This is a genomic window from Psychrobacter sp. 1176_08, assembly GCF_052850615.1.
On record NZ_VXCU01000011.1, the window covers coordinates 42,594 to 69,198 of the forward strand.

Annotated in this window: 18 protein-coding genes; 6 read left to right on the forward strand and 12 right to left on the reverse strand. The window is 43.8% G+C overall.

Annotated features, from left to right (window positions below; all coding sequences use genetic code 11):
- Window positions 1–5 precede the first annotated feature (5 nt).
- Window positions 6–1,511, forward strand: a complete 1,506-nt coding sequence (locus FW759_RS13075) for a tripartite tricarboxylate transporter permease (protein WP_062845701.1) — start codon at window positions 6–8, stop codon at window positions 1,509–1,511.
- Window positions 1,512–1,681: 170 nt separating this feature from the next.
- On the opposite strand, the gene FW759_RS13080 is transcribed toward FW759_RS13075, so the two are convergent.
- From FW759_RS13080 to recG, 4 genes are all read right to left on the reverse strand, one after another.
- Window positions 1,682–2,296 (reverse strand): YceI family protein, encoded by a 615-nt coding sequence (locus FW759_RS13080; RefSeq protein WP_446443211.1) that lies wholly within the window; start codon window positions 2,294–2,296, stop codon window positions 1,682–1,684.
- Window positions 2,297–2,463: 167 nt separating this feature from the next.
- Window positions 2,464–5,562 (reverse strand): efflux RND transporter permease subunit, encoded by a 3,099-nt coding sequence (locus FW759_RS13085; RefSeq protein ID WP_446443212.1) that lies wholly within the window; start codon window positions 5,560–5,562, stop codon window positions 2,464–2,466.
- Entirely contained in the window at window positions 5,559–6,884 is a 1,326-nt protein-coding gene (locus FW759_RS13090; protein WP_446443213.1) for an efflux RND transporter periplasmic adaptor subunit, read from the reverse strand. Before FW759_RS13090 ends, FW759_RS13085 begins: the two co-directional genes overlap by 4 nt.
- 209 nt (window positions 6,885–7,093) lie before the next feature.
- On the reverse strand, window positions 7,094–9,427 hold the full coding sequence (recG, locus tag FW759_RS13095) for an ATP-dependent DNA helicase RecG (RefSeq protein ID WP_443531488.1): 2,334 nt from the start codon (window positions 9,425–9,427) through the stop codon (window positions 7,094–7,096).
- A 246-nt stretch (window positions 9,428–9,673) separates the two neighbouring features.
- Between recG and FW759_RS13100 the strand changes: the two genes are divergently transcribed.
- A complete protein-coding gene (locus tag FW759_RS13100; protein ID WP_443531487.1) occupies window positions 9,674–10,669 on the forward strand; it encodes a patatin-like phospholipase family protein in 996 nt (331 codons plus the stop codon).
- 134 nt (window positions 10,670–10,803) lie between these two features.
- On the opposite strand, the gene FW759_RS13105 is transcribed toward FW759_RS13100, so the two are convergent.
- A complete protein-coding gene (locus FW759_RS13105; protein WP_443531485.1) occupies window positions 10,804–11,391 on the reverse strand; it encodes a hypothetical protein in 588 nt (195 codons plus the stop codon).
- A gap of 340 nt (window positions 11,392–11,731) precedes the next feature.
- Between FW759_RS13105 and argA the strand changes: the two genes are divergently transcribed.
- Window positions 11,732–13,054 carry an amino-acid N-acetyltransferase gene (gene argA / locus FW759_RS13110; protein WP_062845707.1) on the forward strand — a complete coding sequence of 441 codons (1,323 nt, stop codon included), beginning with the start codon at window positions 11,732–11,734 and terminating at the stop codon, window positions 13,052–13,054.
- Between the two features lie 235 nt (window positions 13,055–13,289).
- Here the strand turns inward: argA and FW759_RS13115 are convergent, their stop codons facing one another.
- A complete protein-coding gene (locus tag FW759_RS13115) occupies window positions 13,290–14,021 on the reverse strand; it encodes an FKBP-type peptidyl-prolyl cis-trans isomerase (RefSeq protein ID WP_062845708.1) in 732 nt (243 codons plus the stop codon).
- A gap of 458 nt (window positions 14,022–14,479) precedes the next feature.
- Here FW759_RS13115 and FW759_RS13120 point away from each other — a divergent pair, with 458 nt between their 5' ends.
- Window positions 14,480–16,243, forward strand: a complete 1,764-nt coding sequence (locus FW759_RS13120; protein WP_443567882.1) for a mechanosensitive ion channel — start codon at window positions 14,480–14,482, stop codon at window positions 16,241–16,243.
- 110 nt (window positions 16,244–16,353) lie between these two features.
- On the opposite strand, the gene FW759_RS13125 is transcribed toward FW759_RS13120, so the two are convergent.
- Complete coding sequence (locus tag FW759_RS13125) at window positions 16,354–17,670, reverse strand: hypothetical protein (protein WP_446443214.1); 1,317 nt, start codon at window positions 17,668–17,670, stop codon at window positions 16,354–16,356.
- A gap of 335 nt (window positions 17,671–18,005) precedes the next feature.
- Between FW759_RS13125 and FW759_RS13130 the strand changes: the two genes are divergently transcribed.
- The gene (locus tag FW759_RS13130; protein ID WP_446443215.1) at window positions 18,006–18,791 is read left to right on the forward strand and encodes an SDR family NAD(P)-dependent oxidoreductase; all 786 of its coding nucleotides are present in this window, start codon (window positions 18,006–18,008) and stop codon (window positions 18,789–18,791) included.
- A 149-nt stretch (window positions 18,792–18,940) separates the two neighbouring features.
- On the opposite strand, the gene FW759_RS13135 is transcribed toward FW759_RS13130, so the two are convergent.
- From FW759_RS13135 to FW759_RS13145, 3 genes are all read right to left on the reverse strand, one after another.
- The gene (locus FW759_RS13135) at window positions 18,941–19,606 is read right to left on the reverse strand and encodes a lysophospholipid acyltransferase family protein (RefSeq protein ID WP_446443216.1); all 666 of its coding nucleotides are present in this window, start codon (window positions 19,604–19,606) and stop codon (window positions 18,941–18,943) included.
- 161 nt (window positions 19,607–19,767) lie between these two features.
- Window positions 19,768–21,654, reverse strand: a complete 1,887-nt coding sequence (gene parE / locus FW759_RS13140; RefSeq protein ID WP_095569570.1) for a DNA topoisomerase IV subunit B — start codon at window positions 21,652–21,654, stop codon at window positions 19,768–19,770.
- A gap of 125 nt (window positions 21,655–21,779) precedes the next feature.
- On the reverse strand, window positions 21,780–22,442 hold the full coding sequence (locus FW759_RS13145) for a YqiA/YcfP family alpha/beta fold hydrolase (protein WP_446443217.1): 663 nt from the start codon (window positions 22,440–22,442) through the stop codon (window positions 21,780–21,782).
- A gap of 214 nt (window positions 22,443–22,656) precedes the next feature.
- On the opposite strand from FW759_RS13145, the gene FW759_RS13150 reads away from it, so the two are divergent.
- Window positions 22,657–22,917, forward strand: coding sequence for a DUF1289 domain-containing protein (locus FW759_RS13150; protein WP_446443218.1), 261 nt, complete (start codon window positions 22,657–22,659; stop codon window positions 22,915–22,917).
- 237 nt (window positions 22,918–23,154) lie between these two features.
- On the opposite strand, the gene FW759_RS13155 is transcribed toward FW759_RS13150, so the two are convergent.
- Both FW759_RS13155 and FW759_RS13160 read right to left on the reverse strand, forming a co-directional pair.
- Complete coding sequence (locus FW759_RS13155; protein WP_446443219.1) at window positions 23,155–24,354, reverse strand: HEPN/Toprim-associated domain-containing protein; 1,200 nt, start codon at window positions 24,352–24,354, stop codon at window positions 23,155–23,157.
- 287 nt (window positions 24,355–24,641) lie between these two features.
- Window positions 24,642–26,171: a M20/M25/M40 family metallo-hydrolase gene (locus tag FW759_RS13160; RefSeq protein WP_446443220.1), complete on the reverse strand. Its 1,530-nt coding sequence runs from the start codon at window positions 26,169–26,171 to the stop codon at window positions 24,642–24,644.
- Window positions 26,172–26,605: the final 434 nt, after the last annotated feature.

Below are 26,605 nucleotides of genomic sequence, written 5' to 3' on the forward strand. Positions count from 1 at the left end.
CTATTATGGAAACTTTTGATTTTTTGATGCACGGTTTCGGCGTAGCGATGTTGCCCAAAAACTTACTGATTGCGCTTATCGGCGCTTTTATTGGTACTGTTGTGGGTATGTTGCCTGGCCTTGGCCCGATTAATGGTGTGGCAATTCTACTACCTTTCGCATTTGCTCTTGGTCTGCCACCAGAGAGTGCGCTTATCTTACTGGCAGCGGTTTATCTTGGTTGTGAATATGGTGGTCGTATTTCTGCCATTCTACTGAACGTGCCGGGTTCTGCTGCAGCGGTTATGACTTCATTGGATGGTAATCCGCTGGCAGTGCAAGGTAAGGCAGGTATTGCCTTGTCCATCTCTGCGGTTGCCTCGTTTATTGGTTCTACGATTGCGACTATTGGTGTGGTCTTGTTCGCACCTTTATTAGCTAAATGGGCGGTGTCTTTTGGCCCTGCCGAATACTTTGTATTGATGGTATTCGCGATTTGCTGTTTGAGCGGTTTGGTCGGTGATCAACCTATTAAGACCGCCGTATCAGCGTTAATCGGTTTGGGTCTGGCGACTGTTGGTGTCGATGCGGTGACTGGTATTTATCGTTATACTTTTGATTCAGTCAACCTATCTGATGGTATCCAATTCACAACGATCGTTATTGGTTTCTTCAGTGTCAGCGAAATCTTGATTTTGCTCGAAAGAACCACTACTGGTGGTAAAGTAGTTGCGCAAGGTAAGCGTAGCTTATTCAACCTAAAAGAGTTTCTCTTTACCGTTGGTGCCATGTTACGTAGTGGTGCAATGGGTTTCTTCGTTGGTATTTTGCCTGGTGCAGGCGCGACGATTGCGAGTGCAATGACCTACGCTAGTGAACGTAAAATTGCTGGCGACAGTGGCAAATTTGGCGAAGGCGATCTACGTGGCGTTGCATCACCAGAAGCGGCTAACAATGCATCAGCATGTGGTTCATTTGTACCGATGTTGACATTAGGTGTTCCTGGTTCTGGTACAACAGCGGTGATGATGGGTGCGTTGACTTTGTATAATATCACGCCAGGTCCACAGCTATTCACTGAGCAGCCAGATATCGTTTGGGGTCTTATCGCTTCTCTGTTTATTTGTAACGTTATCTTGTTGGTCATGAACATTCCTTTGGTAGGTTTCTTCTCTAAGCTACTGAACGTACCAAACTATATCTTGATTCCATCCATTGCTGCCATCAGTTTTGTTGGTGTCTATTCTATCAATAGCACGACTTTTGATATGGTATTCATGGTAGCACTTGGCATATTTGGTTATTTCTTACGTAAACTGCATTTCCCTCTATCAGCTCTTATTCTAGGCTATGTACTAGGAGAGCTTATGGAGTCTAATCTACGTCGTGCTCTCTCTATTTCACAAGGTGAGATGTCTATTCTATGGAGTAGCCCAATCACTGTGTCACTATGGGGTCTTGTAGTCGTCATGATATTCATGCCAATTATTCGTAAGATGTATCGTAAGCGCTTTAAGAAGACTGCTGTTTAATCTATCGCAAGTCTGCTTATTCATTCGTTTTCTCCAGCGGTGGTCATACTCTATGTATGGCCACCGTTTTTTTATGAATGATAAATATGCAAGTTGTCTGATGAAATAATGATGGCTCAGTAGAAACATTCACCTATATATGTCACTACCCGCTTTTCAAACCCTTACTACTACTGCTTTGCTGCTTCAATCTGAACGGTCAAATCAACCTTTTCAGTGATACCTAACAAGGTATATTTACTGATTCCCCATTTTGTCCGATCAATAGTGGTTGTAAAGTCACCGCCACACACCGATTTTTTCAATATATAACTAAAATAGCAGTTAAACTTTGTGGCCGTTAAAGTCACTGGATTGGTCTGACCATGTAGCGTGAGCATACCGTCTACTTTGGTGACCGCTGGACGATTTTTATCCCTCTGAAAATGCCATTTGGTGGATTCAAAATGAGCCAGTGGAAATTTTTCGATATCAAAAAAATCTGCACTTTTAAGCGCTATATCAAAGGCTTTGTCGCCTGTCATCAAACTGTTCAAAGGAATGATAAGCGAGACATTGCCTATATTGGCCACTGGATCGTACTCCAACTGACCTGTTAAGTTATAAAAACCACCCGTGTTGGTAGAGGTTTTGAAGTGGTCGATCGCGAAGCGTACATTGGTATGCGTGGGATCTATATGGTAGATAGCAGCATGACTACTACCCACCACCCATGCGCTTAGTAATAAACCAGTGAGCGCTTTATGATAAAAGTGTATAGTGCTTAAAGATAAAAATCGGTACATGATGACATTCCTTTGTGGTAGTACAGTTTGGGTCAATCACATCCTATGTGATGGTCAGTCTCTCCATTTGATTATATAGCACTGACAGAACCAGACTTCATTGATAAGTATCGTCCTATCATTACAATTGAACCAGTATTACTGACGCTCTCACTTCTCTAGCTAGCTTATTTTTCGGTAGTAACACTTGGTTTTCCACTTGGCACAAGCCATTTGGCAAACCAACCTGATAGGTCATCCATCAAGGTATAAACCACTGGAATAACGACCAAACTCAATAAGGTAGACGTCACAAGCCCGCCCAACACAGCAGCAGCCATCGGGCGTCTAAACGTAGGGTCAGCATCTCCCCAACCAAATACCAATGGCAACATACCTGCACCCATCGCGATGGTCGTCATAATGATAGGACGCGCACGTTTACGACAAGCATCGACAATCGCCTCAAAACGTGCCAAACCACGACGCTGTGCAATCAGGGCATAATCGACCAGTAAGATAGAGTTTTTGGTTGCGATACCCATCAGCATAATAAAACCAATCATTGAAGGCATTGAGAGACTACTATTGGTAATAACCAAGCCCACGAAAGCACCGCCAATCGAGAGAGGCAGCGCCATTAAAATAGTAAATGGTTGCAATATACGGCCAAATAGCAAAATAAGGACGCCTAAGATACAAACCACCCCTACCGACATAGCGATGATAAAACCATTAAATAGCTCCGCCATGTTTTCGGCTTGACCTTGATCAATAATCGTAATCGATGACGGCAATGTCTGCATAGCAGGGACCGCTTTGACTGCTTGCACCAAATCCCCAAGCTCGCCATTTGCCGGCTGAACCGTAATACTAATCGCACGCTCTCGATCAAGCCTGCTGATCTGTGCAGGCCCTGTACCAAAATCAAGGGCAGCGACCTCGCCTACACGCACACCTTGTCCTGCTGGTGCAGCGCTAGGAACGTATAACCCTTCTAATTGGCTGACGTTTTGCTTGGCAACATCTGGCAGACGAATAACGATAGGAATCTGCCGTGTGTCTAGATTGAGTTTGGACAAGCGCTGTTCATAATCACCAACGGTCGCGATCCGTAATGTCGTTGCGATATCCTGCGTGGTCACGCCCTTATCTGCCATCGCCAGTCTGTCTGGCGTTACAGTAAGTTCCTGTCGCGGCAAACTGCGGTCACTGGTCACTGAACCTGCACTGGGTAATGCGCGAATCTCTGACATAACTTGCTGAACAGTCTGTTCAAGTAACTGCGGATTGGTACTGGTCATAGAGAAGTTATAACCACTCTCACCGCCACTCGATAGACCAACGGTAAAGCGAGCACCAGGTACTGCTGACAATACACGACTAATTTTTCGTTCAATCTCTTGTTTAGATGCTCGCTCTGCCCTTGGGGCCAATACAATATCTAATCCTGCGATATTCTCTGCTTTGCTGCCACCACTTGAGCTTGAGTCCATCGTGGCCTGTGCTTCGCCAATGGAAGAAAAAATATGCGTTACTTCAGGCATCGCCAAAATACGCTCGCTTGCTAGCGCAGTAACTCGCTCAGTATCTGCCAACGCTACATCAGGCGTCAGTTCAATCTCTACACGGGTTTGATCGATATCATTATCAGGAATAAAAGACGTGGGCAATAACTTCACCAGTGTTAAAGAAGCCACAAATAATATCAGTGTTGCCCCTATCGTGATCCAACGATGATGCAGTGTCCAACCTACTATTTTAAGATACCAACCCATCAGCGCGCTTTGTTTTTCAACATGCTTTTTTTCTGGGCGCAAGATATAAGCGGCCATCATTGGTGTGATTAAACGTGCCACCATTAGTGACGCAAAAATCGATAGGGCTGCCGTCCAGCCAAACTGGCGAAAGAACTGCCCCACAATCCCGCCCATAAAGGCTGTTGGCAAAAATACGGCAATCAAAGTAAAGGTAGTAGCGACGACCGCTAAGCCAATTTCATCAGCTGCCTCCATCGCTGCTTCATAAGGCGTCTTCCCCATGCGAAGATGGCGGATGATGTTTTCGACCTCGACGATCGCATCATCAACCAATACGCCAATCACCAACGACAATGCTAATAGCGATATGATATTAAGACTAAAGCCAAATAGGTACATACCCAAAAAAGTGGGTATGACAGACAGCGGCAACGCAACAGCGGCTACGATGGTGGCTCGAATATTGCGTAAGAATAAGAAAACCACCACGACTGCTAATAGACCACCTTCAATCAGCATACGTAACGACGCTTCATAGTCCTCAGAAATGGGCGTCGCTCGATCGTAGACTTTTTCAATAGTGATGTTGCCTTCATCTGCTGTGAGCTTTGCCAACTCTGCATCGACCAGTGCCATCACATCAACTTCACTCGCCCCTCGTGATCGGGTAATATTAAATGCCACCACTGTTTTATCGTCCAGCTTGGCGATAGAGCTTGGATCAGCAGCACCATCCGTGATTTGTGCCATACGCCCCAATGCTTGCGTGCCCCCTGTCGGAACAGCCACTTGCAAATCATTCAGCTCGCTGGCGCGCTCAACAGCGCCAAGTACCCGAATAGTCTGAGTGGTTTTGCCCACTTCAGCTTCACCGCCTGAACTGTCTTGCTGAATACCCGCTATTTGATCCGATAATTGGGCAATCGAAAACTTCAAACCACTGAGCGTTATTGGATCAGCGGCAACGGTGATCTCACGCTGAAGTCCCCCAATGCGGCCGACCGTACTGACACCGGGAATATCGGACAGACGCTTGGTGACAGTATCATCAACAAACCAAGACAGATCCTCCACACTCATGTTATCGGCAGAAACAGAGTAAGTCACTACAGGGAACCCAGCGGTCGAGACTTTAGTAATGATAGGATCGTTGGCCGCTGCGGGCAGATCGCCACGTACCTCTCCAACGGCCGATCTTACATCATCGACAGCTTCTTGAATGTCTTTTTCTAAGACAAACTCAGTGACCATGGTGGCCGCGCCCGTTTGTAGCGTCGTTCTGATATGTTTGACGCCTTCAATACTGGTAAGCTTATTTTCTACCTTTTTTGCAATATCGTTTTCAAGCTGTGAAGGGGCAGCGCCTGGTAAGGTCACCGTGACCACGACCGCTGGCAAGTCAATATCTGGGAACTGCTGCACCTTCATTTTCATAAAGCCATAGATGCCGCCCAATGTCAGCAGCACAAACAACAAAATGGCAACCAGCGGGTTTTTAATTGAATAAGCGGAGACGTTTAAGCTCATACGCGCGCCTGCGTGGCTGTGCCAGTTGAGTTATTGGTGGTGTCTGCTTGATTGTTGGTTAGACTCGTAGTGGTAATGAGACGTATCAAGTCTCCATCGTTTAAGAAACTACCGCCTTGCTTCACGACTTGGCTATCATTAGGTAGCGGCTCTGTGATCGCCACATTGTCCCCAAGTCGTTCGCCCAACGTCACTCGCTGCTGCTTGATACGACCCATGGTCTTACCGTTTTGCGTCGTTATGTTGGTCACCAGCATCACATAATCGTAGCCATCATTACTCACGATGGCGCTGTTCGGTATGGTTTGCGTACTGGTACTGCCCAATAGGAATTCTCCAGTTTGGAACATGCCTGCACGTACTTTGGCATTGTTGGCTAAACTGGCATAAATGGTAATTTGACGGTTGTCAGCGGCGGTCGGTGCAATACGAGTCACCTGCCCCATGACTGAATCACCGTCTGGCAAACTGACACGTACCGGTGTACCAATAGTAATGTCGCTGACCAGCTTGGGATCAATCTCTGCTCGCCATTCTAGAACGCCGCCTTTGATAATCGTAAATAATGGCTCACCACCAGCGACCATACCAACCTCAACCATTTTTTCACTAATAATGCCACTGACTGGCGCAACCACCCTGGCGTTTTTTAGTGTCAATTGCTGATTACTCAGACGCGCTTTTGACGCCTGCAATGCAGCGCGAGCTTTTACCTCAGCCGTACGATAACGATCCGCTTCTTGTTTGCTGATCGCGTCGATATCTATCAGTGGCAGAACGCGGACAGCATCAGCGCTAGCATTGGCAAGCGTTGCTTCCGCTTCTGCCACATCAGCTTCTGCCTGCAAGACTTGCTGCTGCATGGCCTCTGTATCAAATGTGGCCAACACTTGACCCACTTTGACGCGATCACCTTCTTCAACCAATATTTGCTCAATGGCAACACTATTTACTTTGGCACTGACATTCGCCGTGTCTTTGGCATTGATCGTTCCATCAGCACTTAAGGTCGCGCCAATATCGTCTTGATTGGGCATCACTGTTTCTACCGATAGTACAGCTGGCTCCTCACTAGCAGTGCCGGTATTGGAACCGTCATTTTGCTCAGTAGCAGAGGTTGTTGACCCATCCATTCCTTCTTCATCATTACCGCCCCAGTACTTGCCAAGCAAAACGCCAACAATAAGCACCCCTACCAGTACGGGTAATAGCCACAGTGGCATCTTTGCAGAAGACTTGTGAGTGTTGGCATCAGATTGACGGTATGGTGGTAGTTCAGAATCAGATGATGACTTGGGATTGGGTTCTTTAAGATCGCTCATGATCACTCTCTATAAGTACAGGCAATAATAAAACTAAAAGGGTCAATATAGGCGTACTAACTCACTAACTTTCTTCAATTATCGTATCTATAAAGCTATCAAGAATAGTACATACTAACCCATCACTGTATGGTTATACATTTTGTTCTATGTTCACGATATGGACGGTCACGATAGCAGTCACTCTTCTGGCTACTCTATCACTCATATCAGGCATTGGTATAACGACTGGCCTCTGGCATCCAGCGATGAATAAGTTGGCTAACATCTGCTTTGCGCGCAGGGTCTACAATCAAATGCTTGGCCAGACGCTGAGCAATGGCAAATAATTGCTCATCACGAATCAGGTCAGCCAAATAATATCCGACGTTACCCGTTTGGCGTTTACCCAAAAGCTCACCCGGTCCACGCAGCTCTAAGTCTTTTTGCGCAATGACAAAACCATCTGTGCTGTCACGCAGAACATTTAAGCGCTCCGTTCCCGTCTCAGACAAGGGCTTTTGATATAGCAAGACACAATAGCTCTTGGTCGAACCACGCCCCACTCGGCCGCGCAACTGGTGCAATTGCGACAATCCCAAACGCTCGGCATTTTCGATGACCATGAGTGACGCATTGGGGACATCAACCCCAACTTCGATAACCGTGGTGGCAATCAATAAATCTAGGCTGCCCGCTTTAAACGCTTGCATGATGGCTTGTTTTTCAGCGGACTTCATCTTGCCGTGTACCAGTCCAATGCGAATATCTAAGCGCTCATTTAAATCCTCATAGGTCGCTTCAGCCGCTTGCGCGTCCAGCACACTAGACTCTTCTACTAGCGAGCAAACCCAATATGCCTGCCTACCCGCTTCGCAGTTAATGGCAATACGCTCAATCACATCGTCACGGCGATTGCGATCAATGGTGACTGTGGTGATAGGGGTACGGCCCGGCGGCAACTCATCAATGATCGAGGTGTCCATATCGCCATACACACTCATCGCCAGCGTACGTGGAATGGGTGTTGCCGTCATGATCAGCTGATGCGGCGTACTATTAGCAACCCCTTTATTGGTCAAGGCCATGCGTTGCTCAACGCCAAATCTATGCTGCTCATCAATAATGACCAATCCCAATTTGGCAAACTGTACCTGCTCTTGAAACAGTGCATGCGTGCCAACCACCACCTGTACTGTGTTGTCGCTCACAGCTTCTAATGCTTCGCGGCGCTGCTTTGCGGTTTGCTTACCAGCAAGCCAGCCCACATTAATGCCCAATGGCTCAAACCAGTTTTTAAAGTTGAGCAGATGCTGCTCTGCCAAAATCTCTGTCGGTGCCATCACCGCCACTTGCCAGCCGCTATCAAGTGCATACCCTGCTGCCCCTGCGGCAACCAACGTCTTACCAGCACCCACATCACCTTGTACCAATCTAAGCATGGGAATTGAGAGTGCCATATCGGCAGTGATGTCTTTCATGACTCTTTTTTGCGCACCCGTTAGATCAAACGGTAATGCACCAAACAACGCATCAGCAAGCGCGCTTTTGGTCGCGCACTTAGGTGCTTTGTGTTGGTGCAACTGCTGACGACGGTATAGTAAGCTCAGCTGATGGGCTGCCAACTCTTCAATGATCAAACGCTGACAAGCCGCATGCGTGCGCGCACTTAATTGGGCCAACAGCTTATATTGTTGGCCAGCATCGGTGTAAGTGGGCGGCGTGTGCAGTAATACTAGAGCTTCAAATATCGTCAAATTATAGACATTGCTATTGGCTACTTTAACCGCTTCAGGATTTATATTTTGGTTGCTATCATTAGCCGCAGGATAAGTGCTATCGACATTATGGTCTGGCACACTACGTGCCAATGTAGAAAAGATATCTTCTGAATACTCAGACTCTATTGCGAATGGCTTCGTCGGTTCAAAAGGCACCAATGGCAAATCAGCGACCACTGAAAAATCTGCCGCCGTTAACAACGTCATCGGCAAACCTTGACTGCGAACGGTTTGTAAGGCCAGTTTAATCAATGTACGCAGCTTATTTTGATGTAAGCCTTTGACGCTTGGATAAATGGGCTGCAATCCCGTATTCGTCACAGCGATACTATCCGTCATGATTTGATATTCAGGATGGCTCATTTGTTTACCGTAACGGCTTACCTTAACTTCGCCAAACAGCTGTAGACGCGTCCCCAAACTCATCGTTTGTGCAAGACCTGGATATACTTTAAAAAACCGCAAAGAGATCGTGCCAGTATCATCATCTATCACAACGGTCATTCCGCTGCGTTTATTATCGACATGCACGACCCGTCCCGTGATCAATGCGGATTGTCCATGTTCAACCTCAGCAATAGACAGCGAGCGGCTTCGATCCTCGTAATCCCGAGGTAAATGCAGTAGCAAATCAAACACGCGCTTGATATTCAATTGTGCCAACTGTTCAGCGACTTTTGTTCCAACGCCTGCCAGCGCAGTCACTGGCAAGTCTAGTGCTGAGACAGGCAAATCAGACCTAGTATAGTCTGATGAATGAATGGACGAGTGACTAACAGACATCGACGATCCTAACAATATGATGGATAAAGGTAATAGGTTTTTCTATATAAGATACATCTTACCGTAATTCATGGACTAAGCGAATGTGATGCTGTTGGCCGTATTTTTTAGGTTAGTATGATTGCTTATTGTCACCTATTTAGTAATACTGCTTCATAAATATTCAAAGACAAATCAGTCATTTATATCATACCAATAACTGATGCCTTCTTTTCTACATAATGGCAATTATATAAGGTCTTTTTTATGTTTGCTCCCATCTATCGTCACTACCAGCGTCATGCAGCGCTAATACGTCTGAGTATACTGACGATGTTGATATTACCTGTGAGCGCTTGTAGCACACTAGATCCTGCAACGACTAATTCTACGTCTTTAATAAAGGCCGCAGAGGCACCAAGGGTGGCTTTGGTATTGGGCGGTGGCGGTGCGAAAGGCTTTGCGCATGTTGGCGTCATCAAAGCGTTAGAAGAGCAAGGCATTACACCGACCCTCATCGTCGGTACCAGCGTCGGCAGTTTGGTCGGTAGCTTATATGCCAGCGGCTACACACCAGCCCAGCTTGAGCGCTTGGCAATAACCACGACTGATAGCGAATTGACTGATTTTGTCTTATCAAACCAAGGTTTTGTCGAAGGTATCAAACTCAAAAACTTTATCAATACCAAGGTGGGCGGGCAAACCATCGAAAATTTCCCCATCCGTTTTGCTGCTGTTGCTGCCGAAAAGCACACCTTAAAAAAAGCGGTATTTACCACAGGGGACGCAGGTCTCGCTGTACAAGCGTCCTGTAGCGTACCCAATATTTTTATTGCCCCTCGCATTCCTGAAACTGTCGGCAAAAAATACATCGATGGCGGTGTCATAAGCTTGGTGCCAGTAGATAGTGCGCATGATTTGGGTGCTGATATTATTATCGCGGTTGACGTGACAGCTGTTGAAACGCAAAAACAGACTTCTGGTACCAAAAAACTGCCCACACTAAATTCCCTCAGTAGCGTTTGGGGGTTTATGGAGAATAGTATCGCCGCACAGCCGAGTAATACTCACCTCTTATCTATGCGTCATGAGCGTGATCGTGCGGATGTTGTCATCACTCCTCAGGTTTCTCACATAAGCTCAATTGATACCAGCCAACGTCGTGCACTGATCACAGCCGGCATGCAAGCAACTGCACCACACATTCCCGCCATTAAACAGCTCATCAAACAAAAATCAGCAAGCAAATATGCGACTCTCTGATCTATTCATCAACAGAACAGCTAGAAAGCCTAGGCGTTAAAAAAGCACCGCAGCTATAAACTGTGGTGCTTTTTATATTTGAGTAAGTACAGCGTTAATGACAATGCAATACACCCTCACTTCAAATGCTAGATTTATTTAACACGCGCACGATATTTCACCACGACTGTGTCATTAAGACCAACGCCTTCGAGATCCCAGCGCACTGCTTTATAATACTTTAGTGGGATTTCTTGCAATTTATTGTCTACTTTTCCACGCAAAGGCATACGAGCAAAAGTATTACCATCTGCACTGCCATAAGGAAAATCAGGAGAAACGGTTTGCAGTAGTTCTACTTGCTCAGGGATACTCATCGTTACTGTCATTTTACGGACTCTATCCGCATTGGTGTTGGTAAAATACCCTTGATACTCCAACACATTACCTGACTGTAATCGTGTACTGGCATTAACAGGAACCAAGACTTCTTGACCATTCGCGTCGGTGCTAATTAACGAGGCTGTAATCTTACTATTGACAGCTTGCGCGCTTGAGCGACTGTTTGTATTAGCCGATGATTGCATAGCAACCGAACCATCAACAGCTTGCTCTGGCGTTGGTAACATGGCCGAGGCTTGAGTCACCACCATCGCCCCGATAAGGGTACCAGCAACAACGTGAAACAAGCGATGGCCGCTCCAAGCACTAAATGGACTAGCAAATTGGTTACTTTTTTTCATGGTTTTCATTATCCCTAGTTAATATATCGGTAAAACGCGGCTGGTGAAGCTTGAATCGCTTTTAATATATTTTGGACCGTGTAGAGACCTTGTTATCGACGTGACGATCTGTGGTTTGGTCGGTATCGGCAAAATAATAGTGTTTAGCATAGCAAAAAGCGTTTGTACGTACACTAACCCCGTGTAGCGGTTGTGTATATAGTCTATCAGCGATGCAGATTGATGAATACGACTGAAATAAAAGATAGCTCATAACGGTGTTTTTTGCTATGGTAAATCTTTAGCGATTGGCATTTTTTTGCCACGCCTTTTCTTTATTCAAACAACTATTGCCTCTACTATGACTACTAGTGCTATGCCACAAATTAACCCTGACTACGTCCATTGGTTCCGTAACTCTGCGCCTTATATCAACACACATCGCGGCAAAACGTTCGTGATTATGTTCGGTGGAGAGGCGGTCAATCATCCCAATTTTAGTACGCTTATCCATGATTTTGCCTTACTGCACAGCTTAGGTATTAAGCTCGTCTTAGTACATGGGGCACGACCGCAAATCGAAAATAATTTAGATGGTACGGGTATCGCCTCTCCACTGCATCAAGATATTCGTATTACCCCAAGGGTAGCGATGCCTGCTATCTTACAAGCCGTTGGGGCGATTCGTTTACAGATCGAAGCCCAGCTGTCGATGGGACTGGCCAATTCACCCATGTATGGCTCACGCATTGATGCCATTTCAGGTAATTTTGTGACTGCACGTCCTTATGGTATTCGTGATGGTGTGGATTATCAGATGACAGGCGAAGTCCGCTCTATCGATGTTGAAGCCATTAAAAATAATTTATTGCACGACCATATTGTTATTTTGGGGTCAATGGGTTATTCAGCGACTGGCGAAGTCTTTAATTTATTGGCAGAAGACGTTGCTCTAAGTGCTGCTGTGGCACTTGGTGCAGATAAGTTGATATTCTTAGGTGAAGAAACCGGTATCAATGATGATGATCGCTTGCTGCGCGAGATGATTCCAAACGAAGTGGATCGCTTTTTACGAGATCGTGACTTGAACTGCGAAATCAATTATTTCTTAAATTGTGCCAGCTTGGCGTGTCGTCAAGGGGTTCATCGTACGCATATCATCTCTTACGCTAAAGACGGCGCATTACTAGAAGAGCTATTCACACGTGACGGCTCTGGTACTTTGATCAGTCACGACCCTTACGAAGAGATTCGTCGTGCTGATATTGATGACGTGGTTGGTCTTATCGAGCTGCTATCACCGCTAGAAGAGCAAGGAATCTTGGTCAGCCGCTCACGTGAGCGCTTGGAACAAGAGATTGATCAGTATAGCGTCATCGAACGTGACGGTATGATTTTGGGCTGTGCTGCCTTGCATCCGCTGGATGCCTCATCAGCAGAAGTCGCCTGTGTCGCTGTCCATCCTGATTATCGAAGTGGCAGTCGCGGCGCCGATTTGTTGGCATTCTTGGAGCAACAAGCACGCAGTCACGGTCTGCATAAGTTGTTTGTATTGACCACTCGTACTGCTCATTGGTTCGTTGAACAAGGCTTTGAAGAAGTGGATGCTAGTGCGCTGCCAGCTGCACGTTTAGAGAAGTATCATAACGGTCGCAACTCAAAAGTTTTCCAAAAGAACCTATAATTGACGTCAGCGTATAAAACATTTTATAGCCGAGTTACTCTAAAACCGATACAGTGCTGCTGAGGTAAATTTTTTGCAGCCTCTGTCACGCCCGCGGACAGCAAGCAAGAAAAATTCACCCAGTAGCACGTTGCTATTAACGTATCGATTTTATTTTGAACTGACCATAATAGTCATAAAAAAGCCTTCATAACAATGAAGGCTTTTTTGTGTTTGCTACATACTGATTGGCGTTTTATTTTACTTTTAATAGCTCAACAGTAAAGATAAGCGTGCTGTTAGGCTCGATACCAGCGTTACCAGCTTCGCCATAAGCGATATCTGCTGGGATATAGAACTCGTATTTGCCACCCTCTTTCATCAACTGCAAACCTTCCGTCCAGCCAGCGATGACTTGATTTAATGGGAACTCGATTGGCTCGCCGCGCTCATAAGAGCTATCGAAGACTGTACCATCAATCAGTTTGCCTTCGTAATTGACTTCAACCACGTCCGTCGCTTTTGGTGATTTACCCGTACCAGCCGTGATAACTTTGTACTGTAAACCAGACGCCGTGGTTTTCACGCCCTCTTTTTTACCATTTTCTGCTAAGAATGCAGCACCTTTGGTTTTGTTTTCTGCTGCTTTGGTTTCCATGTCTTTAACAAACTTCTCTTCTTGCTCTTTTTGGTACGCGGTCAATACTTCTTGCATTTGCTCTTGTGTCAATGCAGATTCTTTGCCTTCGTAGCCGTCACGGAACCCCTTCTCAAATGTATCAAGATCTAAGTCTTGCACGGCTTCTTTATTACCTTCCGCCATCATATAACCCAAACTGTAACCAACTTTTTCAGTGGCTGGGCTTTGCTCGGTAATTGAAACGCTTTTCGCTGCTGTTTCTTGATTGCCATTGTTCGTGCTACAACCAGTAATCAACAACATTGCACTGGCAAGGGCACTAACGCTTAAAGTAGTGATTTTTTTCATAGGATTTCTCAAGTTATAAAATGGTATCTATTAATTTGTTTGCCATCATATCAAATCTACGTTTTAGGAGCCATATTTGACACGAAATTATCGGGCTAATGTACAGTCTATGTTAATATTTCTTCTTACGATAACAAGTTATCACACAAATACAGCAACACGTTAAGCTTTCTATCTTTAAATCCACTAATACATCAGATAAGCTGAATTAGTTAAAGTGATAAGTAACCGAGTGTAAGCTTTTATCTTATTTATTGAAGTCTTGGTAGTGAAGCAGTTAACACAAGGTAGACCAATATTCTCTGATAGAGCTTTATCCTCAAAAATTATAATGTCATTGCATAATTAACTCAAAAAATACTATTTATCATAACCATCTATGTAATGGATTCGCTCAATAATAATGGAATATGCAATATTGTTTGGCAGCTTTTATATGATGATTAAAGGAGGATAAGATGAATCCAATGTATACATCGTTCAATGGTTATCTTGGTGGGCCTATCGGTTCCATTATCGGCGCTATCTTGATTTTCATTATCGGTTGGCTTGTGGCACTTGGCGTTGCAGCACTTGTACGCGGTGTATTGTCTAAAGTCAATTTGAACCAACGTATGAACTCCTCAACGGGTAAAACCTACGATCTTGAGGGCATTATCTCTAAGGTTGTTTTCTGGTTTATCTTTATCATTGCTATTTCAGGGGCGCTTAGCCAGTTAAATTTAAACTCTATTTCGGCACCATTTGCAAATATGGTCAACCAAGTATTAATGTTTATTCCTAATCTTATTGTGGCTATTGCAGTTGGTGTTATTGGTTGGGTTGTGGCGACTGTGGCTCGCACAGCTATCAATGCCGCTTTGGCTAAAACCTCAATGGATGAACGTTTAAGCGAAAAAGCTGGCGTGAAACCAATGAGCAGCACCATTGCTGACATGGTTTATTGGTTCATCTTATTGGTTGTTTTGACCATGGTACTTGGTCAATTAGAGCTTAACGGTCTATTTGCTCCATTGACGAATATGGTTGATAAAATCTTTAACTTTATTCCTAACATCTTAATTGCTGGTGTCGTCTTCGTTGTTGGTTATATCATTGCCAAGATTGTACGCGGTATCGTGACCAACCTTGTTTCTACCTTTGATGTACAAGCACTTGCGACAAAAGCAGGTTTGAATGAGCAAAACAGCTTACCGAACATCGCTGGTTCATTGGCTTTCTTAGTCGTCATTATCCCAACTATTATTGCTGCGTTAAATGCACTAAAAATTGAAGTCATTGCCCGTCCTGCGACGAACATGCTAAACAAAATCATGGAAGCCTTGCCAAACATTTTCATGGCAGTAGCCATTCTAGTAGTGACCTTCTATGTTGTACGTATGGTCGCTAATATCATCAAAGGCCTGCTCGAAAACACTGAAATCAATCAGTTACCTGCAAAAGTTGGTCTACAACAAACGATGGGCAGTCAGAAAGTCTCTGACCTCGTTGGTTATGCCATCATTTTCTTTGCAATGTTGTTTGCTGCCATCGCTGCTGCTGACTTACTAGGCTTTGTTGCTATCTCTGGCATTATTACCATGTTTATCGCTTTTGGTGCCAATATCATCTTAGGCGCGATTGTTCTTTTCATCGGTTTTTGGCTTGCCAATGTCATCGCTGGTGTTGTTGAGCGTTCTGAGCAAGGTTCACAGTTCTTAGCGAATATCGTACGTGTATTGATCATGGGCTTAGTACTTGCCATGGGTCTAAAAGCAATGGGTATTGCAGACTCTATCGTCAACCTAGCATTTGGTCTCACACTAGGCGCTGTAGCCGTGGCTTTCGCACTGTCATTTGGTCTTGGTGGTCAAGAAGCAGCTGCTCGTTTCTTACGCAAAATGCAAGACAAAATGGATAAAGAAACAGACGAAGCAAAAGCAAAATCGACGCTTCAGACAAACAAGTCAACTCAAGAAAAATTTGCTGAGTCAGTTCGTGAAAATACGCCGTCTGCCTCTACGACAAGTACGTCGACTACCAATGTACACACAGATATCGTTGATACTACAAACGTAAATACTGATGATATCGCTAATGACAATATTGGTACTAGTGGCTTTGGTAATAGCAGCCTTGATAACACGACTATCGGTAACAACAATACCGTTAATAATGATATCGTTGGTGATGATCACTTATTGCCTAATAACGGTATTGATGACGATATTAATAACAAATAAGCATTTGCTATTTTTACTACTAAATACGAAAAAGACAGCCTAGGCTGTCTTTTTTTATAGGTAGAGAGAAGTTCAAATGTCTTTAAAGTAAGTCGTCACATTCAGCTTTATTATTTAAGAGTTTGCTTTTTAAATTGCTGTATCTGCTTGGTTAATTGACGCTCGCGCTGAGTCATTGCATTGACAGGTTGAATCCACAAATCAATATCTATAAAAGTATCCTCAGCTTCCTTAATAAAATCGATACCAAGTACAATGACATGATGAAGCTCAGCGACTGGTAAGCGGGTTGCAACATCTTGAGCAATCTTTGAAAGATTTGGTTGAATCGTTTTTTTACCGTTGTGTCCTTCTGCATCTTGTCCATAAAAGATCAATACATAATGTCGTCCCAAACTTTCGTAAGAATGTTGATGCACCACATACCCTGTCTGCTGCAGTCTTGGTTCTTGTTTTGGGTGCTTATACAAGGTACGAACCAATTCATGACGCGAAAATAACGACTCGTCCAACAACTGTTGTTGCCAATGGGTGACCTCATTAGCTGAGACCGCTTTATCATCATTGCCTATATGTTTTTCTCTTGACGCTTCTATCATCTGGGCACTAAGCTGCGACCATAGATGTGCTGCTTGTTGTAAGTGCTGATGATACATCTGTACGGTTACGCTTTGATTTTTATAAGCAAGCGCCATAGAGGTCAAAGCTGGATTGGGCTCATCTTGGATATTATATTTAATGAGTGCATTGTCTAGCACGATTGCTGGGGTAAATAGAGCAGGACGGTTTAAGAACTGGGTGACGAGCGCTGTTTCTGTTTCAAAGCTTAATACTTGACCATTGATAGCGTTCTCTAGCTGCTCTAAATGGTAATCCAAAAATCGCCATAACTCACATGGTGTTTGCAGTGCTTCCAATATTGAGTCCCAATCATGCCAGCTAAAGACTTGTAGTCGCTTTATGCTGTCGTTTGTATCTAAAACCAACTGCTCCATAAAATAACGCGCACCAAAATGATGTTTGACGCGTTGATTTTTATATTTTTGGTCATCACTAACCCCATTCTCATTTTCTCTGTTGTCATCAGTCAGATGAATGTCCATAACTAAAACAGCATGAGTGGCCGTTTCGCTCTGCTTATTCTGTCTTTTTTGCCAAACTGTGGCGGCTTTTAGCGTTGCTAAGCGGGCAGCCTCAATCTTTGCAATACTACTGTCCAAAGATAGGGACAAGGTTACTTCAAGCACCGACAGCTTGCCTGATAATAACTGGTACAAGTATTGCCGAGCAACATAGTGAGCGCCGTACTGACACTCAATGGTATCCATATTGACCAAAGAAACCTCAATGGCGTCTGACTGCAAATAGCAAGTCAACTCTTTAGCGATATCATACTGATCAGATATAGCAGTAGTCGAATAAGACACGTTTTCAACCCTTTATTATCAAATAAACACGTTAGTTTGTAGGTAATGGCGTAAGCAAGAGACTATATTACGTACTATGCTTATAGCTGCTTCATGAAGCGCTCTATGTGACCAGCTTGCCTTAATGACTATAGCGCGCTTGCCAGAAGCTTAAAAGTTAAAATGCCTCAGTTTTATGGAACAATGTCACCTTTATAAGCGTGCATCGCTATGATAGTGTGAGAATAATACACATCGGATGCAGACTTACAGATTATAAACTGCGCCCAAGCCCTTTTTTCAGGTACATTTATTAATCTTATTTAACGAACACCATATAATAACAAGGATTGACAATGATGAAGCGTTTTAAAGAAAAAACCGTGATCGTAACAGGAGCGGGTTCAGGAATCGGTCGTGCAACCGCTATCCGCTTCGCACAAGAAGGCGCGAACGTCGTTTTGGTAGGGCGTACAGCTGAAACGTTAAAGGAAACCGCAAACGAGTTTCCAGAAGATCATACTTGGATTCATACTGATAATTATTTGTGCGTTACCTGTGATATCAGCGTACAAAGCCAAGTGCAAGAAATGGTGCAAGCCGCGATAGATACGTTTGAAAAAATCGATATTTTGGTCAATAATGCTGGCAAAGCCATACAAGGCAAGATAACAGATTTATCTACTGAAGATTGGAATACTGCCATCAATATCAATTTGAACGGAAATTTTTATGTCTCTCAAGCAGTCATGCCGCACCTTATAGCCACCAAAGGCAATATCGTTAATGTCTCCTCACTGTCAGGTATGGGTGGCGATTGGAACATGGCTGCCTACAATGCTGCCAAAGCTGGCGTTACCAACCTAACGCGTACTCTAGCGTTAGATCATGGCCCTGACGGCGTTCGTGTTAATGCGGTCAATCCAAGCGTGACTAAGACGAATATGACCACGGCAATTCAAGACAACGAATCAAAACAGGATAAGTTCTTCGCCCGCTCGGCTCTTGGTCGTTTGGCAACGCCCGAAGACATCGCAGCAGCCATTACTTTCTTAGCCAGCGATGACGCTTCTATGATTACAGGTGTCAATCTGCCTGTTGATGGCGGGGTAAGTGCTTCAAATGGTCAGCCAAATTTTTAGGCAAGTTGCTCAAGTTTTGATGATCAAAACAAAGCAGATCTAATAAAAAAGCCCTTGATCTTATGATATCAAGGGCTTTTTTTACCGATTGGACAATAAGCAATTTACAGCTACATGATCACTGCTATGAAACGCCGTAGCCATATTCTTTAATCAGGCGAATTATTCATATCTTGTAGCGGCTGCGATAAACGCTCAGGGTGCTTGGGCATCACCCCTTTGTATTGAGCATAGATTTTTGGTAGGTCAGCATCGATATCGCCACTAGGATAGACAGGCGATAAAAAACGAACTTCTTTGGTGTTGTAGTCCAGTGCCACTGGTAAAATAGGCACGCCCGCACCGACTGCCAAATAATAAAATCCTGTTTTCCAGTTTTCCGTATATTGGCGCGTACCTTCTGGTGCCAATCCTAAAAACAGGGGTTTACCTGTTTTGAACTTATCAATACTGGCTTGCAGTACTGACCCTTTATTGCCTCGATTGATAGGAATGACCCCTACCCAATGTAAAAGCTGAGCAAATACAGGTATTTTAAACAAGGTATGTTTCGCCATAATACTTATGTTCAGATCCAAGGCAAACAAGCCTGGAATCGCATAGATACCATCGACATTCGAGGTGTGAGGAAGCGCCAAGACCACTGCTTGCGGAATATTTGGAATCTCACCCACATTGCGCCAGCCAGCCAGCTTTTGTAAGGCAGACGCGACCACTGGTGTCATTTTGCCACCACGTTTGGGAATTTTATCGCCCAACTGCGCTCTACTGAGCTTAGGCAATACTTTAGAACGTTTCAAAACCTTTGATGTCATGATGGCACCATATAGTAAAAGATAACTGTATCATACCATCAAGCCTAAACTACTACCTTGAATTTTATAGGTTTTATTATTCATTGGCTTATAGAACGCTAGGTTAAATCACTCAACACCTATCAGTCGTAAGCGAATGATAAACAGGCCTCTAATCGTACTTATGATATATCCGCTAAGTTGCCTTTGCTTTCAAGCCATGTCTTGCGATCAGCCGCGCGTTTCTTTGCCAATAGCATATCCATAATGCCATTGGTTAACACCATATCGTCCATGTCCAACTGAACCAAACGCCGTGTATCACGGTTCATGGTGGTCTCACGTAACTGATCGGCACTCATCTCACCAAGCCCTTTAAAGCGCGTGATTTGTGCTTTTTTATTGCCCGGTACATTTGCCAAAATTTGCTCAAGCTCAGACTCATCTAATGCATAATGCACATCTTTGCCCACATCTACTCGGTATAACGGTGGCATGGCGACAAATAAGTGACCTGCATCTACCAATGCTGGGAAATGCTTGACGAATAATGCACAAATCAGCGTGGCAATATGCAAGCCATCAGAGTCAGCATCGGCTAAGATACAAACTTTGTCGTAGCGCAGCTCTGACAAGTCATCTGAGGCTGGGTCAACACCGATTGCAATGGCGATATCGTGAATCTCTTGGCTAGACAAAACCGTATCTGACGATACTTCCCACGTATTGAGAATCTTACCACGCAGGGGCAATATCGCCTGATAATGACGATCACGAGCTTGTTTGGCACTACCGCCAGCAGAGTCACCCTCCACCAAAAACAGCTCAGCACCATCGCGTAGATCACCGCGACAATCTGCCAATTTACCCGGTAATGCAGGACCTTGCGTGATTTTTTTACGGGCGACTTTTTTGGCAGATTTGAGACGGCGACCCGCTTTGTTGATTGCCAACTCAGCAATTTGCGTCCCCATATCGGCATGTTGGTTCAGCCACAAGCTAAACGCGTCTTTTGCCAGTGTCTGTACCGCGCCAGCTGCTTCACGGCTCGACAGGCGCTCTTTGGTTTGACCAGAAAATTGCGGCTCTGAAAACTTCAAAGACAAGATATAATTCACCCCGTCCCACACGTCTTCTGCCGTCAATTTCACACTACGAGGCAGCAAGTTGTGAATATCACAAAACTCGCGCAAAGCTTCTAAGATACCCGTACGCAGCCCATTGACATGCGTGCCACCTTGCGCCGTTGGGATCAAATTCACGTAGCTTTCTTGAATCGGTGTACCGCCCTCAGGCAACCAAGATAACGCAAAAGTAATGCCTGCACGTGCGCCGTTTTTGGCTTCATGATTATAATAAAACGGGGCTTGCGGTAATGTCTCAAGTCCATCTAGTTGCTCATTTAGATACTCAACCACGCCATCAGTAAATTGCCAAACGACTTTTTCATCATTGATATCATCTACGAATTCAATCGTCAGCCCAGCCGCCAAAACTGCTTTGGCCTTTAAATTGTGCTTAAGCTGTTTGACATTAAATTTGGGCGTATCAAAGAAGCTACCATCGGCCCAAAAATGGACTCTGGTACCGCGTTTGCGTTTGTTTGAACTGACCGCTTCCGTCAAAGGTGTCACGGGCGCGCCATTCTCAAATGCCATATCAAACTGCGTGCTGTCGCGCCATACCGTCACTTCGACGCGTGTCGATAGTGCATTGACGACTGAAATACCTACGCCATGTAGACCACCTGAGACTTCATAATTGGAAGTAGAGAATTTACCACCTGCGTGCAAGCGAGTCAAAATCAACTCAATACCAGATTGATTAAACTCAGGGTGAATATCGGTCGGCATACCGCGACCATCGTCTTCGACAGACAATGAACCATCAGCGTGCAGCTGAACTTTGATGGTTTTGGCATAACCTGCCAATGCTTCATCAACTGAGTTATCAATGACTTCTTGCGCTAGATGGTTTGGGCGTGTGGTATCGGTATACATACCGGGACGACGACGAACTGGCTCAAGTCCTTCTAAAACTTCTAACGATTGCGCATTATATTGACTCACAAATGCATCCTTAATTGTTCATGTGCGATTAATTCTATGAAACCATTATAACGAAAAATAGCGACCTTAACGGTAATAGTCAGTCGCTCACGTCATATAATGTCGTCTATTTATTTGATGCGGTGTTAGACCAACTGCTGTATTAGCTTAAGCACCATGGGCAATTGCTCACCAAAGTCACTAAATCGATGATCGCCGCCAGCTTGCACCGTCACTGCCGCACCTTGCTCTTGATAAAAGTCTTTAGCCAACTCAGGAGTTAACAACTCATCACCTTCTTTAATCAGTACCGCCACTTTGTCTGGATGATTCACAGTCGATAACGCATGATTCGCAAACCATTGCAAATCAGCATTGGTAATATTCCAGCCGCCTGCCGTCGAATGTAGAACATAATCGTCGGACGATGTATCTTTGTTACTACTGGCTGACATAGCCTCATTGGCAAATCGTTGTAGCGTGATGTGAGGCTGCGTACTGGGATTTAATAATAGTGCTGGGCAACCCGTATGATTGCTGACTAAGGTAGAAAAATACCCGCCTAACGAGCTGCCTACCAGTACTGTGTTTGATGAGTACGGCGGCGCTCCTTCCGTATTTTTGTTTTTATCATTATTGGCGTTTTCTACCAAAGACACTAGGTGATTAAAAACGTGCTCAGGCGATTGATTCAAATCAGGGCGTAATACGATGATATCAGGATAATACTGCTGGCAATATTCTTCTAAGAGCCTGCCTTTGGTAGAATTGGCATCGCTGTCCAATCCATGAATATAAATGAGGTTCATATATCATCTCGCTTATTCGACTTATTGTGATTGTTTTATAATGTCTGTTTTACGGTGACTGTTTTATAGTAACTATGACGCTCAGCATAACACCCGCCCAATAAACATAGTAACAATAAAACGGCACACTATTATTCGCTATTTGCGACATAATAGGGCTGTGACAATAGTTTGCGCCAGTCAAAGGAATGACCGTAATAGCGATGGAGCCGCCATGAATCCACAGTTTGAGCTGTTCGATATTGACAACCCTTGTATCGGTGTCTGTCAAAGCAATAAAAAAGGGTATTGCTTTGGTTGTTTGCGTAGTCGTCCTGAGCGTCAGTTTTGGCATGAGATGACGACGGAGCAGCGCCGAGAGGTATTACGGCTTATCGCAGGGCGTAAACAGCGTATTGAGCAAATGAGACAGCGTAAAGGTGAGCAATTAGGGTTTGATTTTGAAGAGGACGTTGAGATGGGTGAGTTGTTTTAGATATGTAGACTTAAATAATATACTAATAACTTAGTAGTTATCTTGGCTAGCTCAACTGTATTCAGTAATTTAGGTGTGTTAGCTAAAATACTAGGTTTAAGTGCTTTCAAAATAAAACTTTGCTTATAACATTTCTTAAAGTGCTAACAGTACGCAGCGAACTTTTATCAAAAAGTGTAGCGTAGCCAAATGATAGCAAATAAATATAGTTCAGAATTGAGTTCTAGTTCAATTCGCTTATTGAGAAACCCTCCCAATCCACTCGTTATATATAAAATCAATCAAAAACTTCAACTTCTCGTAATCATAATTATCATTATTATGATTGAACTTTAGGAACTTTCTTGTATATCTATCTTTATCAATCAATTCACCTTGATAAGCATCCAATGATTTATTATATGAAGTCCATCTAATACAAGATTCCGTACTGTCAATGACTGAATGATCTAAGAAACATTCAATGGCTACAGCTGTACCGTTAATATTTTCGAAGCTTTCACCTTGTGGACCTATTGTCTTATAGGATTCAAAAGATGCGTGATTTGGTAGCTTGATAATATGCATATTAGATGGAACATCCATTTCACTCAGCTGATTGTATTTAGCCACACCTGCTACGTCATTATCAAATATAACTAAAACATTTTTTTTAATACCAATACTTATAAGCCCTTTACAGAAGTTATAGAGGTTCCCATCTCCCGTAAATGGATAATTATCCTCCATGTCGATAAATGTGAAAAAATCAGAGATATCTGAATATAGTAACTGTATGGCTTTCTTTAGTATGTGAGTATCTGACGAACCTTCTGTAACAAATAAAATTTCCTGACCTACACCTACTTTTTCAAAAATTTCATCTCTACGAACCCAGCCGTTATTGACTATATCAGCATAACTCCAAAAAACATCAAGATCATTATTAGCCTGATTTTCAGCTAAAATACGTAATGTAATATAAGGATCAATATTCTCAAAGACCAACCCAATATCTTTATCTACTATCTCTGACAAATTATGTATTTTATTAAATTCTGAGTGTTTAAATAAGTACTTGGAAAGGAACTCTCCAGGGTCATAATCTGCCCACTCATCATCAAGCGTCATTTTAGAAATATCTAAATTAGATATAATTGAGTAGAAATCGTCAAATGGTAGAGGTATATCAGGATAATACTCTGGAACTTCATTTAAATGATCTTCATACTGCTTTTTAAGAGAATCTAGATTGTAGCCAAGAAGGTCTAAACGTCTTTTTGTTGATCCAAGTTTTCGACTTAAGCCTTCTTTATATTCAATAATATTATCCGAATAATAATAAGGGATATCTTTTACATCATTGAGCTGAAATAAAGAGCCATGATCGCTGTAAGAGTTATTTTTACCCCAATCTAATTCTAGTTTCCCAATACCAAATGAAACCATTGAACCCATATATACTTCCTCGATTCACTAATAATTAGTTAACCAAGTTAATTTAACAGATAATTTTTATATCATGAGTATCTTTTTAACCGCCGACAAAGAAAAGCCCCTTCACATTAGCGAAAGGGGCTTTTTAGAAATAGAGAAATGGCCGTGACCTATTTTAAATAATTGAACCACACCACTATGAGAACTACGATGTTTCACTTCTAAATACAAGAAAAGATCAAGTGGGGACATTATACTATCGTCGTAAGCAATCAAGTATAAACGTTATCTCTTTATTCCATCTCTTTTTACAAAGGACTAGTAACTAAACTATAGAGTGTACGTACGCCATTAATATAGTTGCCCATCCGCATGTTTTCATTAGCAGCGTGCTGGTTATTGTCCGCATTGACTAAAGGTACGATAACGAACGGCACTTTTAATGCGTTCACAATCTCTGCCGTTGGTACAGTACCGCCCATCATACGAATACGGACTGGTGCAGGTGTTGCACCAAATGCCTCAGTCATCGACTGGTATGCCCATTTGCCGACAGGTGCATCCATTGGCGTCGCCGCAGCGTTGCCACCTTTACTTTGATAAGAAAAGCTTGCCAACTTATCAAAACGCGCTCTATCATCATCGGTAGGTTCGCCTGTCACCAAGTGATAGCCTTGTTTTTGAATGTGCGTCTCAACGAGCTTAGTAAGATAATTGGCATCGGACTCTGGCGTCGTACGTAAATCCAGCTCAGCAACAGCCATATCAGGTACAATAGTGGCGACCTTATCACCAACAGCAGCCGACGCCATTCCCCGAACATTGAGTGATGGATACTGCATTGCCTCCTGATAGTTGTTCCCGACCTTGTCAGGTTTGGCGATACCAAGACGCTTTTGTATCGCAGCTTCATCATCTGGAACGGCAGCCATAATTTTGCGATCAGCAGCGGTGAGCTTCACGCGATCATAGTAACCCGGTATGGTGACACGGCCATCATCACCCTTCATGGAGGCAAGAAGCGTTGCCAAGCGCTGCGCAGGATTGGGTGAGTAATTGCCATAGTGACCACTATGTAGCGGCACTTTGGCACCATAAACGGTGAGGCGCGCCTGAGCGGCGCCCCGATTACCAAAAATTAGTGTCGGCTGATTGGTTGCGTGCATAGGTCCATCATTAATAACAATAACGTCTGAGCGCAACAGATCTTTATTGGCTGACATTACCTTATTAATTGAAGGCGACCCTTTTTCCTCCTCACTATCAAGTATCACTTTCACGTTCACACCTTGAGCAGCACCACTAGCTTTTATAGCATCCATGGTGGCCAAAAGCATCATAATTGGTGCCTTATCATCGGCAGAGGAACGCCCAAAAACACGCCATTCTGGATCGACCGAACCATTGAACAATTTCGCAGAGTCCACCTCTTCCCATTTATCATCTGTGGTACGGCGTTTAAGTACTGGTTCCCACGGATCTTTCTGATCCCATTGTTCCGGTACTACTGGCTGACCATCTAGGTGCATATAAAAGAGTACCGTCTTGCGTTTAGGATCAGCATTTGGCTGCTCTGCAAAAAGCATGGGCTTACCGTCATTTTTTAGCTGCTTTGTGATAAAGCCGCGCTTACGAAAAGCGGCGTCGAGAAACTCAACGTTTTTACGCACGTCTGCTGGAACAATCGCATCATTTGGTAACTTTAAGAGGTCTAAGTATTCAGGATAAGTACCTTGTGCATACTCGGCAGCAGAAGCAGCAGAAAGTTTAGCGGCATTGGCAGAGCTACACATCACAAATGCAGCACCAGCCAAAGAAAAGAAACCTAATTTGTTCATAATTTCCCTATTTACGTGAAGTTAACCAAAGCAATCCATTGTAATTTTTAACTATCTTATCAAGATATCATCATTGAGAAGCGAATCAACCTTCAAGCGTTGTCTCAGGGAATTGATTATTCTAAGCTCTATGAATTTATCACTAATAACACAGCTCAACAATATCCATATAGGAATAAAGTCTATGTCAGTTGGTTAACATTGCTTAGATAACAGCTTTGAGTAGGTATATAGTTCGATAGAGAAATAAATGCAGACAGTGCTGTAGAGATAGGAGTATATAGAGTAAGCACTATGCCCATTGAATAGAACCTAAGGAGTCCGGGCCGTGTCTCAGTCCCGGTGTGGCTGATCATCTACATAGAATGTTTGAATGCTTGAAACAGACACGCAAAGAAAAGCCCCTTGATACGTTAATATCAAGGGGCTAGTCA